This window comes from Salmonella sp. SAL00653, from assembly GCF_046552515.1.
Lineage (GTDB): Bacteria > Pseudomonadota > Gammaproteobacteria > Enterobacterales > Enterobacteriaceae > Salmonella > Salmonella enterica.
The window spans coordinates 169,234-181,382 of the sequence record NZ_JBGDTY010000003.1 but is presented as its reverse complement, the minus strand read 5'-3'; the positions used below and the strand labels follow the sequence as shown (position 1 = coordinate 181,382).

The window sequence follows — 12,149 nt, the reverse complement described above, 5'->3', positions numbered from 1 at the left end:
GGACTCATCAGCCCCGATTGCCTTATTAATCACTACCGAAAAGATCGCGGGTATACACTTTTTCAGCAACATCCAAAAGCTCTGCCGCCATCCTGTTGGAAATAATGACATCCGCCTGCTGTTTAAAGCAGTACAAATCACGTTCAAGACGTGAGTTAAAGAAAGTATCTTCTTCCATTACCGGCTCATAGATGATGACCTCTACGCCTTTCGCTTTAATGCGCTTCATAATCCCCTGAATCGATGAGGCGCGGAAGTTATCGGAGCCACTCTTCATAATCAGGCGATAAATGCCCACCACTTTAGGCTTTCTGGCGAGGATAGCGTCGGCAATAAAATCTTTACGCGTACGGTTTGCTTCAACGATAGCGGAGATAATATTATTAGGCACCGATTGATAATTGGCCAGCAACTGTTTGGTATCTTTTGGCAAACAATATCCGCCATAACCAAAAGAGGGATTATTATAATGATTGCCAATACGCGGGTCGAGGCACACCCCTTCAATAATTTGTCGGGTATTTAATCCTAACGTTTCAGCATAGCTATCTAATTCATTAAAATAAGCGACTCGCATAGCGAGATAAGTATTGGCGAAAAGTTTAATAGCTTCCGCCTCAGTGGAGTCCGTAAACAGCGTTGGAATCTCCTGTTTAATAGCGCCTTCCTGGAGTAATGCGGCAAATTCTCTGGCGCGCTCAGACTGTTCCCCAATCACGATACGGGAGGGATAAAGGTTATCGTAAAGGGCTTTACCTTCACGTAAAAACTCCGGAGAGAAAATGATATTTTCTGTCGCAAACTTCTGACGCATTGCCGCCGTGAAGCCAACCGGCACCGTAGACTTAATAATCATCACTGCTGCGGGGTTGATGCTGATCACATCCTGAATGACCGATTCCACACTGGACGTATTAAAATAGTTAGTTTTGGGATCGTAATCCGTAGGCGTAGCAATGATGACGTAATCTGCATTCTGGTACGCATCAAACTTATCCAGCGTTGCCCTGAATCTGATGTTATCTTCCTTTAAAAATTGCTGAATTTCTTTATCAACAATCGGAGATATCCGATCATTTAACAGTTCAACACGGGAAGGAACAATGTCTAACGCCACCACATCATGATGTTGTGCAATAAGCAAACCATTAGACAAGCCAACATAACCCGTCCCGGATATCGTGATTTTCATTATTCGCTCTCAGAATTAACTTAATTATGAATCATGATGTATTTCGCATCCTGATAAGATATTAAAGTTTTAACGCCTGAGTATATAAAGTGCAACGCAGACGAAAACAATTCAGATTATCTTCATTACGATAAACACAGATTATTAAGTTAATATTAAGCAAAAGCGATAAATCAATAAGAATAGAGATAAAAAAAAGCCCGGTATTAAACCGGGCTTAAACATTTTTGCAGAAGTTATTCCAACCACTCGGTATGGAAAATGCCTTCTTTATCAGTACGTTTATAGGTGTGCGCACCAAAGTAGTCACGCTGCGCCTGAATTAAGTTAGCTGGCAGTACTGCGGCGCGATAGCTGTCATAGTAGGCCACTGCCGCAGAGAATGTCGGCACCGGAATGCCGTTCTGCACCGCGTAAGCCACGACATCTCGCAGCGCCTGCTGGTACTCATCAGCAATTTTCTTGAAGTAAGGCGCTAACAGCAAGTTAGCGATACCAGCGTTTTCTGCGTAAGCATCAGTGATCTTCTGCAGGAACTGAGCGCGAATGATACAGCCCGCACGGAAAATCTTAGCAATCTCGCCGTAGTTAAGATCCCAATGATATTCATCAGACGCGGCGCGTAGCTGCGAGAAGCCCTGCGCATAGGAGACGATCTTGCCAAGATACAGCGCGCGACGCACTTTCTCGATAAATTCCGCTTTGTCGCCTGCCGGTTGCGCTTTCGGCCCGGAGAGCACTTTAGATGCGGCAACACGTTGCGCTTTCAACGAAGAGATGTAACGCGCAAAGACAGATTCGGTAATCAGCGACAGCGGTTCGCCCAGATCCAGCGCGCTCTGGCTGGTCCATTTACCGGTCCCTTTGTTGGCGGCTTCATCAAGAATGACATCCACCAGGTAGTTTCCGTCTTCATCTTTTTTAGTGAAGATGTCTTTAGTGATGTCGATCAGATAACTGCTCAACTCGCCGTTATTCCACTCGGTAAAAGTGTTCGCCAACTCTTCATTGCTGAGGTTCAGGCCGCCTTTCAGCAGGGAGTAAGCTTCAGCGATAAGCTGCATATCGCCATATTCAATACCATTGTGGACCATCTTGACGTAGTGACCAGCACCATCGGCGCCGATATAGGTCACGCACGGTTCGCCATCTTCCGCCACAGCAGCAATCTTCGTCAGGATCGGCGCCACCAGTTCATAGGCATCTTTCTGACCGCCAGGCATGATAGATGGCCCTTTCAGCGCGCCCTCTTCACCACCGGAAACACCGGTACCGATAAAGTTAAAACCTTCCGCAGACAGCTCACGATTGCGACGGATTGTGTCCTGGAAGAAGGTGTTACCGCCATCAATAATGATATCGCCTTTTTCCAGATACGGTTTCAGCGAATCGATAGCTGCATCAGTACCTGCGCCCGCTTTCACCATTAACAGGATACGACGAGGCGTTTCGAGGGATTCAACAAACTCTTTCACCGTGTAATAAGGCACCAGCTTTTTGCCGGGATTCTCGGCAATCACTTCTTCGGTCTTTTCACGGGAGCGGTTGAAAACGGAGATGGTATAACCACGGCTTTCGATGTTGAGCGCGAGGTTGCGCCCCATCACTGCCATACCGACGACGCCGATCTGTTGCTTGGACATTACATACTCCTGTCAGGTGTGGAAGTTACATATATTTCACCATTATGTGCTACAAATTTTACAGCGTAAAGCATATTAAATACTTGTCCATTAATAGCACATTGTGGTTCGGCGGATATTTTCCCGCTTGGTTAACTTAAAATACCACGCGTAAAATTCTTTTAACAAAAGACCTAAAGTTAGCATCTGCATAAAAAACCGCAAAAACTATAATCATACTTACCAGCGATACAATAGTAAGCTTACTTATAAAGTCAAACCAGTTGGAAACTTTAAAGAAAATTATTTGTTCTCTTGTAAAATAAAAAACAGCCAAAATAACAAATGAGAATATTAAAGGTTTCAGTACAAATGACAAGTACTTTTTTAATGCATTAAATCTACCAAACATTTTACCATATAGATATAATGGCTTTGCAATTAATGTAATTAATACATTAGATATAATCGTGCCAATAATAATACCGGGAAGACCAATATAAAAAGCCAGGAGCGCGGAAAAAAATAAATTAACCACTCCCTCAAGCAAAGGATAATATACATCCCCAAAAAAACCAGTTGCGTTTTTAAAAATATCACAAGGAATTCTAATGACACTTATAAATACATTAACAAGCATTAATATAACAATACCATTACCTAGTATGAATTTTTCGCCTATCCAGCTGGTAATAAAGTCATTAACCAAAAAATACATATTCAAAGAAATGAAGGTAGCCAATGCTATAAATACTGTGTTAAATTGCTTTGCAATACTGGTAACTTCATCATCATTTTGATTGATTAAAAAATTACCCACACTAGCTGTAATAGCATTAACAAAACTGGACATAAGCACAGTCACAACCTGGAAGACCATCATATAACTTCCATAAATCGTGACGTAGCTTAAATTAAGAAATTTTGAAACTAGCAAATAATCAGTATTTAAAACTAACACACCACCAATCTTATGAAAAAACATGTTTTTTATTTTTATTTTTAATTCATTTTTTAATGTTGTTTTTTCATCATCGCTAATAGATTGTGGAACTACCTTAAAATGGATGTCGTTATTAATAATATTTTTAAATATAAAATACTGTACTATCACGCCAATAGTTTCAACGAGCAAATAGAGTAAGAAATTATGTGTGGTGACTAATAGCAATATTTGCAGCGCAATAATTAATATTTTCCCGCCACCCTGTATTTTACGGACTACTGAATATTGCTGATTTGCAGTTAATAGAGTTGAATGCTTTGCATAAGAATAAGTTAAAGATGTATTTATTACAAAAAATGCCCAATAAATAAAAACGTGACTTACTGCATTAACAGAATCGATGAAAAAGTAAATACCAAAGCCAATTACTATACCTATCAATAAAACTAAAAACGAGATATATCTATAGATTGTAGACAGCAATAAAGTTAAGTATTTTATTTTTGCATAATCCCCCTCACTCAGCGGCTTGTATAAAAGGCTTGCCGCAGCTACCCCTATGCCAAGCTCGGCGAGATTTAAATAAGCAGTCAGTTGTGTAAATAACAACATCACACCTGTTAAATCAGCGCCCATCTTAGAGACAAATATAGTTCGAAGATAAAATCCTAGCGCAATAAGAAAAAAAGTAATAAATAAATCAACTTTAAAGTTGTTAATCGCTTTTATAGTTCGCATTTTTACTTTCCGGATGTAAACTTAAAGTAAATAAATATTCGTGGGAAGTTACAGGATTACATCAATTATTATTAGCCCCATAATAATTAATATTACCAGGAAGGTAAAATAAATAATCATATCAATGATTATTTATACTGTCCGAAAAGAACATAGCGAAAGCCTTATATCTATTAGAAATGGAAACCAACAACAATCAAACACACTTAATATTTATTGGCTTTATACTACGAATTGGTTAGAGAATATCCGAAAAGTTAGCCCTCCATAAAGAAGGGCTGCTTTTTATGAATTGAGTAGCTGAAGAATTTCTTTCGTTCGCACTTCCATCAGCGGAATATCGCCGCGTGATTCCACATTCAGGCGCACCACCGGTTCGGTGTTCGACGAGCGCAGGTTGAAACGCCAGTCCGGGAATGACATGCTGAGGCCGTCCGTGCGGTCCACTGCCTGCGCCTCTTCCGCAAAGTGCGCTTCCACCCGCGCGATGGCCGCCGCCGGCTCCGCCAGCCTGCTGTTGATTTCCCCGCTCGCCGGGAACGCCGCCATCCGGTCGCGAACCAGCTCACCCAGCGACTGTCTCTTCAGGCACACCAGCTCCGCCACCAGCAGCCACGGGATCATCCCGCTGTCGCAGTAGGCAAAATCACGAAAATAGTGATGCGCGCTCATTTCCCCACCATAAATGGCATCCTCCGTACGCATCCGCTCCTTGATAAAGGCGTGCCCGGTTTTTGACATCACCGGCGTCCCGCCCGCCGCCGCCACCACTGCCTCCGTGTTCCAGGTCAGGCGCGGGTCGTGGATAATCTTCGCCCCCGGGTGTTTTTCCAGAAACGCTTCCGCCAGCAGCCCGACGATGTAGTACCCCTCGATAAACTGCCCTTTCTCATCGAACAGGAAGCAGCGGTCGAAGTCGCCGTCAAAGGCGATGCCCATGTCCGCCCCGTGTTCAATAACGGCCTTGCGGGTGTCGTCGCGACACTCCGGCAGCAACGGGTTGGGAATGCCGTTCGGGAAGGTGCCGTCCGGGGTGTTGTGGATTTTGATGAACTCCACCGGCGCGCCCAGCGCCTTCAGACGCGCTTCGATGGCGTCAATGACCGGCCCCGCCGCCCCATTGCCGGAATTCACCACCAGCTTCAGCGGGGTGAGATTGTTAACACTGATATAGCCGAGCAGGTGGTCGATGTAGGCGTCGCGCAGGCTGATTTGTCTGTAGCTGCCGCGCGCGGCCTCGTTCACCGGCGGGAAGTCGCCCGCTTCCGCCAGACGCTGAACGTCGCGCAGACCGGTGTCGCCGCTTATCGGGCGGGCGCCCTCGCGCACCAGCTTCATACCGTTGTAGTCCATCGGGTTATGGCTGGCGGTCACCTCAATACCGCCGTCCACGCCGAGGTGGAAGGTGGCGAAGTAAATCTCTTCGGTGCCGGACATACCGATATCCAGCACGTCGACGCCCGCGTCCTGTAACCCTTTCGCCAGCGCCAGCTTCAGCGCCTCGCTGGTCAGGCGCACGTCGCCGCCCAGCACGATGGTTTTCGGTTTTAAATATTCGCCGTAGGCGCGGCCAATCCGCCACGCGATATCTTCATTGAGCTCTTCGCCCAGCCTGCCGCGAATGTCGTAGGCCTTAAAACAAGTTAAATTATTCATTATTACGTTATTCCTTAATTACGACCATACTTATCTGAAAAACGAACAATATCATCCTCCCCTAAATATGCGCCGGATCTTACTTCAATAAGTTCAAGTGCAATTTTCCCTGGGTTTTCAAGGCAGTGCTTAACACCGACAGGAATATATACGGATTCATTTTCAGTTAAAATTTTCACTTCACCTTTTATGGTTATTTTTGCGGTACCTGCAACGATAATCCAGTGTTCCGCGCGATGATAATGTTGCTGCTCTGAAATTCCTTCTCCGGGTTTTACAGTGATTCTCTTTACCTGATAACGCTCACCGAAATCGATTGAATCGTATTTACCCCATGGTCTATAAACTTCCCGATGAGTTATATGCTCATGACGATTTTCTAATTTAATTTTCTCAACAATTTTCTTAACATCTTGAACACAGTTTGTGTTTGCAACTAAAACGGCATCTTTCGTTTGCACGACTATAAGATCTTTGACACCAACAGCGGTTACCAAACCCGTTTCTGCATGGAGATAGCAATTATCTGCATTGTGGCTTAATACATCGCCTTTAGTCACATTACCATTACTATCTTTATCACTTATCTCCCAAAGAGAAGACCACGAACCGACATCACTCCAACCCGCATTTAAAGGTACGACAACCGCGTCATTCGTCTTTTCCATCACTGCATAATCAATTGATTCATCCGGGCAAGCGCAAAATGAATCTTCATCCACTCGAATAAAATCGAGATCCGTAACAGCAGATTCCATCGCTAATGAGCAAGCTTTATAAATATCAGGGCGAAATTTTTTTAACTCTTCAATATATCGATCTGCCCTAAATAAAAACATACCGCTGTTCCAGTAATACTCACCAGAATCAAGATAACTCTGAGCCGTTTCTAGATTGGGTTTTTCGACAAATTCAGCCACCCTAAACGCCAAAGAACAATCATTTTCTGCAGAGAAAAGAGCTTGCCCACGCCGTATATAACCATAACCTGTCTCTGGCATGGTAGGTACAATACCAAACGTAACTAATTTTCCTGCTTCGGCATATTTTCTAGCGTCTTGTATAGTCTTACAAAACGTTTCTTCGTCCTTAATTATATGGTCAGCAGCCAATACTAACAGTAAAGCGTTTTTCTTAAGGCATTTTAAAGCTGCCAAGGCTACTGCAGGGGCCGTGTTACGTCCAACAGGTTCTAAAATTATATCGCCAGATGATTTAGATAATTCTTTAAGCTGTTCTGCAACAATAAACCTGTGCTGCTCATTACAAATAACAATAGGATCTGAAGCATTCAAATTATTAATTCGCGTAATTGTGGTCTGAAGCATACTTTGAGAGCCATCTAAACATAAAAACTGTTTAGGATATAACGTTCGAGAAAGTGGCCATAACCGACTTCCATTTCCCCCAGCCATAATTATTGGTGTAATCATTTTCCTGTTAACCTCTCAATATTTTTCACCAAAACTGATAAACGCGTTGACCAATTAAATTTCTCCGCAACAAAATTTCGCGCATTCTTAGCAATCATTTGATATACAGAATTTTCACTCAAAGTTTCTAACGACTTCAAGTACTCATCACTATTATCAGCAATTAATATCTCTTCACCAATATTTGCTTCTATACCCTCATAACCCATTCGGGATGTGATAGTTGGAAGTCCAAGAGCCATATATTCTAATATTTTATTTTGTACACCTGCACCAAACCGAACTGGGCAAATCCCGATATGTCCTATTTTAGCCGCATCAGCCATATTTGTAACGCTGCCACTCACCACAACATTTTCAAAACCTTGTAAATATAGTTTATCACTTTTGTTTATTTTACCTAAAATGTGGAAAATATATTGCTTACCGTTATTATTTTTATTTATTGATGGTAGAATATTTTTTACGAACCATTTCACTCCGTCAAAATTTTGGAATGAACACAAGTTCCCAATAAAAATAAGATTAATTATATTGGTATTTTCAATGGCTCTCTTTGTAAAAGGATAATCCTCAAGATCAACTCCATTATTACAAACCAAAATGTTATCATTCCTATTCCCAAAAAGGAATTTTTTGTCAACCTCTGATATTAACGATATGAGTGAATAGCGGCCATAAACTTCTTTTTCATATTTTAATAATCGCTCTTGTTCGATAGAGTAAATGATGCTTTTTAAAGAATTTTTCGGAGCTTCTTTTTTTATACGCGAATAATTTAAGGAAATTGCATCAGTCATTTCAAGAATATGCAAGCCAGGCTTATTTAAAGTGTAATCACCAACACGAATGAGATGAGAAAGAGTCAAATCATAATTCCCAATTATCTCATTAAGTTTATTTTCAAATTCAGTATTTTTATAATAAGCTATCTGAAGTGGTTTTCTACCAGGTAATGCTTTTAATACATTAAAATAACTTTTTATTTTAGGATGATAGATCCGGAAAATTTTATCAAAGACGTGATCATTTTTTACTATAAAATTTAAGTCTTCGATACTATCGCATAGACTTAGCAAATCTAATGTGTAGTATTTAGACAATTCCTTACAAATGCGATATATCCTTAACCTATCCCCTCCTACCACTGGATACGGAAATCGTGGGGTGAGGATGAGTATTTTACTTTTTTCCATATAAAAACTCGAGTTGGGATTTAAAAATTTCATGTTCTATCAATTGTCCATGGATATCTTTATACTTGCTAGCTAACACCGCTTTATATTGGATGTGAAAGTCATTTTGATTAGTATAAAGATATACATTTTCATCTTTTTGTTCCATAAAGGCTGATATTTGTGTACATAAAATCTTTTTATGGGACAACTTAGCCTCTGCTACAGCTCTTCCATAACCCTCATATTTCGAATGTGCCCAAATAAAGGTAGAGTTACAATAAAGACTTACAACATCATCAAGATCCAGGAAAGGAATAACTTCAATTTCACTTTGGACTCTATGGTCATCAATTATTTTTTTTACCCTCTCTATGGCATTTCCACAGCCTAATATTTTAAGCGGCAATCGTTCATCCTTGCTAATAGATGAATATAATTTCAAAGCACCATCGAGATCTTTATTATCACCCACCCCTGTTACCAATAATATATATCCAAGATCAAGAATCGTATTTTTTTTCGCAATTTCCTCGAAACGAAAAAATGTGTTTGGGAAATAATAGCCTTTACAATTTTTAAAGAGTTCAATGCTATCTATAACACGCTTAGTTGTTTTTGATATATATATATAATCGGCTTTTAATTGTGATGCTTTGAGCATACAATATGACACATATTTCGCGGATAAAGAATGGTTCTTTTTTCTTAAGCTTATTAGATCATGAATAATAACCACTGATTTACCCAAGTACGCGTCTATAATTGATGTACTATTATATGGATAGATATTAAATTTTGACTTTAATATAAGTCCAATAAGCGGAGTAAGTATTTGTTCATAGAATATGAATAAAAAATTATGTATAAAAGCAGGTAAAGGGTATAGGACTTTTGGACAAGTTAATTCACAGACTTGCATAGAGTCCTTTTTCATTTGAAGAACTAACTCTTCAGTATAAATTGGTATTCCTCTTTTTAAAACACCACTAAAATAATTATTTATTACTATCATTGTTTATTAGTCCTATATACAGTTGAGCGATCGACTGCCAATTTCTTTTTTCAGAGTACTCATAGGCACTATCATTAATTTTGGCAAAGCTATCTGTATTATTTATATAATATAAAACCTTACTCAAAAGATCATTTTTATCGTTCCCTAATACGGCAATATTTTCAAATTCAGACGAAAACTGCCCCCTTAGGGAAAATACTAATACTCGATTAATCATCGCAGCAAGGGCAGTACCTCTCCGTTCTGAGATGCCATCGGGATATGGTAATATAGCCATGTCAGTTTCAGCTAGCAGATTTGATATTTCGGCTGCTGATTTATTTAAAAGTAACTCGCACTTTTGTTCTGTACACTGTTCTATAATTAAATTGGCATAACTATTGTCAGCACTAGGAACATAACCAATCAAGGCAGAGCGGAATTTAATATTTTTCTTATTAAGTTCTTTAATAATCCAGATAAATTCTTCTATTCCCTTTCCTTTGGAAATTATACCAAAATGAACAAGATCAAATTTTTTTTCTTTCTTTTGGCAAGAAGGTATGTTAGATGCGATAGGAATTAGTCTTGTTTTTGCAGAATTAAATAATGTTTTTTCACCTATATTCTTCTCATACTGAGTTGTAAAGATTATATAATCAGCAAGCTTAAAAATTTTTAGGAAATATTGAGCTCTCTTTGATAAACTACTAAATTCGTGTAGCGTTATCGATGTTTTTAAGCCAACTAACTTAGCTAAGATAAATGCAACATGAGGTTTAAAAGCCGCAATTTTGTTTGTCGAAAATCCAATCGATGGATATTGAATATTAATAAGTTTGATAATTTTTCTATTAGAAACTATTTTATAGATTAATTCGAATAAGGATAGTTTGACAACGTTAACTGTATAATTCTTTTTAATTTCTTGGTTTAGATTATAAACATAATCACCTACTCCACATTTATCATCTGGATACGAACCCGTATATATTAATAACATTAGTAAATACCTTGACGCTGAATTTCTGAAAATACCGATATGTAAGGATAGAAAAGTTCAGGATAAGACCCTAGTATAGAGTAAACTTGATAGCCAAAATAAAAAATCACTATAAAAATCAGAGCAGGAATCCGTGTAAAAATTCCTACACGCACTAATACTGCAGGAATCAACAATATTTCGACTATAGTAAAATATATACTAATTACTGAGAACATGGCTGAGATCGGAGATAAAAATAAATATATGATAGTTCCAAATAAATATGTTTTTACCAAAAATAAATTTGCCTTATTATTTTTTATATCAAAAGATAATGTGTAAATAAAAATAGCAGAAATTACCACCCTTTTTAAAATTCCAGATATACTTATGGACCCATATTCTTGTGCATTTTGAGTATAAACAGTGAGTTTATAGCGAACAATTTCGACAGGAATTAGACTAATAACGGAAGAAATTATATCTGATAAATAATGTGACAAAGGCAATGATAGAATGGCACCAAGCACAAGTAATATTTTATATAAGTTTAAAGATAACTTATTGATTAAAAAAACAGATAAGGTAACTAAAGACGAGATATGAAATGTCGACGCACATAGAATAAGAATAAGCGATTGCACCTTTTTATTACTTTTATATTGGATTAAAGCGAAAAAAGATAACCCAATTGCAATAATTCTTCTTTCGGCCCCAAAAAAAGACCCCAGATAATAATAACTATAAAAAACACAAACAGACAGAATAGTTAATGATATATTTTTTTGTGTTTTCAGGCATCCCCAGAATATTAACGCGATAGGAATAATTGATGTAGTGAATAGAAACAATGTATAATTATCTGTCAAATATCTTATTAATTTGACGTATAATACATACCCGATTTCAAAGTCATGTCGATTCCCTGGACTCATGAAATCATCGTAATAGGGGAGCCAATCAGTACCAGTCTGCCAACGTAAAGAACAAAACGAGACAAGAAATAAAAAACTTAGCATCAAGGCGTAAATTTTTATATTTTTATTCTTAACAAATGAAAAGAACGGAAAAATTACAATAAAAATATAATATATCATGCTAAGTCTCTCAAATAAAAAATTATTCTTATTGTTTTCTAAAAATAATCTTTATAAATACGATATTATAATTATTCAGGACACGCTACCGCCCCTGGCTCATCAGCTACCAGTGCACTGCGTACATATCGACTTGTTACAGACCTCGCCCGGCAGGGCAAAGCTCACTAAAACTTAAACGCTAATTGTCTTATTAATTGCATCCGGAAACAAGGATTAATCTTATAAAATCAGCATTAAAATGCTCCAGATAACCCCTTGTTACTTAAGCCCTTTATACAAAACTAAAACGGCAGTCAACACTCGTT

The 12,149-nt window shown here is 38.8% G+C and carries 9 protein-coding genes; all 9 read right to left on the bottom strand.

All coding sequences use genetic code 11. The features are described from left to right. Positions 1-25: 25 nt before the first annotated feature. Complete coding sequence (ugd, locus tag ACLJRU_RS05460; protein ID WP_000704826.1) at positions 26-1,192, bottom strand: UDP-glucose 6-dehydrogenase; 1,167 nt, start codon at positions 1,190-1,192, stop codon at positions 26-28. Positions 1,193-1,428: 236 nt separating this feature from the next. Next, positions 1,429-2,835 carry an NADP-dependent phosphogluconate dehydrogenase gene (gndA, locus tag ACLJRU_RS05455; RefSeq protein WP_023235046.1) on the bottom strand — a complete coding sequence of 469 codons (1,407 nt, stop codon included), beginning with the start codon at positions 2,833-2,835 and terminating at the stop codon, positions 1,429-1,431. A gap of 136 nt (positions 2,836-2,971) precedes the next feature. Then, positions 2,972-4,498 carry a hypothetical protein gene (locus tag ACLJRU_RS05450; RefSeq protein WP_001540366.1) on the bottom strand — a complete coding sequence of 509 codons (1,527 nt, stop codon included), beginning with the start codon at positions 4,496-4,498 and terminating at the stop codon, positions 2,972-2,974. Between the two features lie 285 nt (positions 4,499-4,783). Then, positions 4,784-6,154 (bottom strand): colanic acid biosynthesis phosphomannomutase CpsG, encoded by a 1,371-nt coding sequence (cpsG, locus tag ACLJRU_RS05445; RefSeq protein ID WP_023235047.1) that lies wholly within the window; start codon positions 6,152-6,154, stop codon positions 4,784-4,786. Between the two features lie 14 nt (positions 6,155-6,168). Then, positions 6,169-7,587 (bottom strand): mannose-1-phosphate guanylyltransferase/mannose-6-phosphate isomerase, encoded by a 1,419-nt coding sequence (locus ACLJRU_RS05440; RefSeq protein WP_000632420.1) that lies wholly within the window; start codon positions 7,585-7,587, stop codon positions 6,169-6,171. After that, positions 7,584-8,783 carry a glycosyltransferase gene (locus tag ACLJRU_RS05435; protein ID WP_023235049.1) on the bottom strand — a complete coding sequence of 400 codons (1,200 nt, stop codon included), beginning with the start codon at positions 8,781-8,783 and terminating at the stop codon, positions 7,584-7,586. Before ACLJRU_RS05435 ends, ACLJRU_RS05440 begins: the two co-directional genes overlap by 4 nt. Next, entirely contained in the window at positions 8,770-9,777 is a 1,008-nt protein-coding gene (locus tag ACLJRU_RS05430; protein ID WP_001536394.1) for a glycosyltransferase, read from the bottom strand. The genes ACLJRU_RS05435 and ACLJRU_RS05430 overlap by 14 nt, the downstream gene beginning before the upstream one ends. Then, positions 9,761-10,762, bottom strand: a complete 1,002-nt coding sequence (locus ACLJRU_RS05425; RefSeq protein WP_000924686.1) for a glycosyltransferase family 1 protein — start codon at positions 10,760-10,762, stop codon at positions 9,761-9,763. The genes ACLJRU_RS05430 and ACLJRU_RS05425 overlap by 17 nt, the downstream gene beginning before the upstream one ends. Beyond that, positions 10,762-11,763, bottom strand: coding sequence for an EpsG family protein (locus tag ACLJRU_RS05420; protein WP_109177088.1), 1,002 nt, complete (start codon positions 11,761-11,763; stop codon positions 10,762-10,764). Before ACLJRU_RS05420 ends, ACLJRU_RS05425 begins: the two co-directional genes overlap by 1 nt. Positions 11,764-12,149 lie beyond the last annotated feature (386 nt).

Coding starts and splice junctions, on each gene's coding strand:
- ACLJRU_RS05420 (WP_109177088.1), bottom strand. CDS start 11,763: ATGCTAAGTTTTTTATTTCTTGTCTCGTTTTGTTCTTTACGTTGGCAG.
- ACLJRU_RS05450 (WP_001540366.1), bottom strand. CDS start 4,498: ATGCGAACTATAAAAGCGATTAACAACTTTAAAGTTGATTTATTTATT.
- ACLJRU_RS05430 (WP_001536394.1), bottom strand. CDS start 9,777: ATGATAGTAATAAATAATTATTTTAGTGGTGTTTTAAAAAGAGGAATA.
- gndA (WP_023235046.1), bottom strand. CDS start 2,835: ATGTCCAAGCAACAGATCGGCGTCGTCGGTATGGCAGTGATGGGGCGC.
- ACLJRU_RS05425 (WP_000924686.1), bottom strand. CDS start 10,762: ATGTTATTAATATATACGGGTTCGTATCCAGATGATAAATGTGGAGTA.
- ACLJRU_RS05440 (WP_000632420.1), bottom strand. CDS start 7,587: ATGATTACACCAATAATTATGGCTGGGGGAAATGGAAGTCGGTTATGG.
- ugd (WP_000704826.1), bottom strand. CDS start 1,192: ATGAAAATCACGATATCCGGGACGGGTTATGTTGGCTTGTCTAATGGT.
- cpsG (WP_023235047.1), bottom strand. CDS start 6,154: ATGAATAATTTAACTTGTTTTAAGGCCTACGACATTCGCGGCAGGCTG.
- ACLJRU_RS05435 (WP_023235049.1), bottom strand. CDS start 8,783: ATGGAAAAAAGTAAAATACTCATCCTCACCCCACGATTTCCGTATCCA.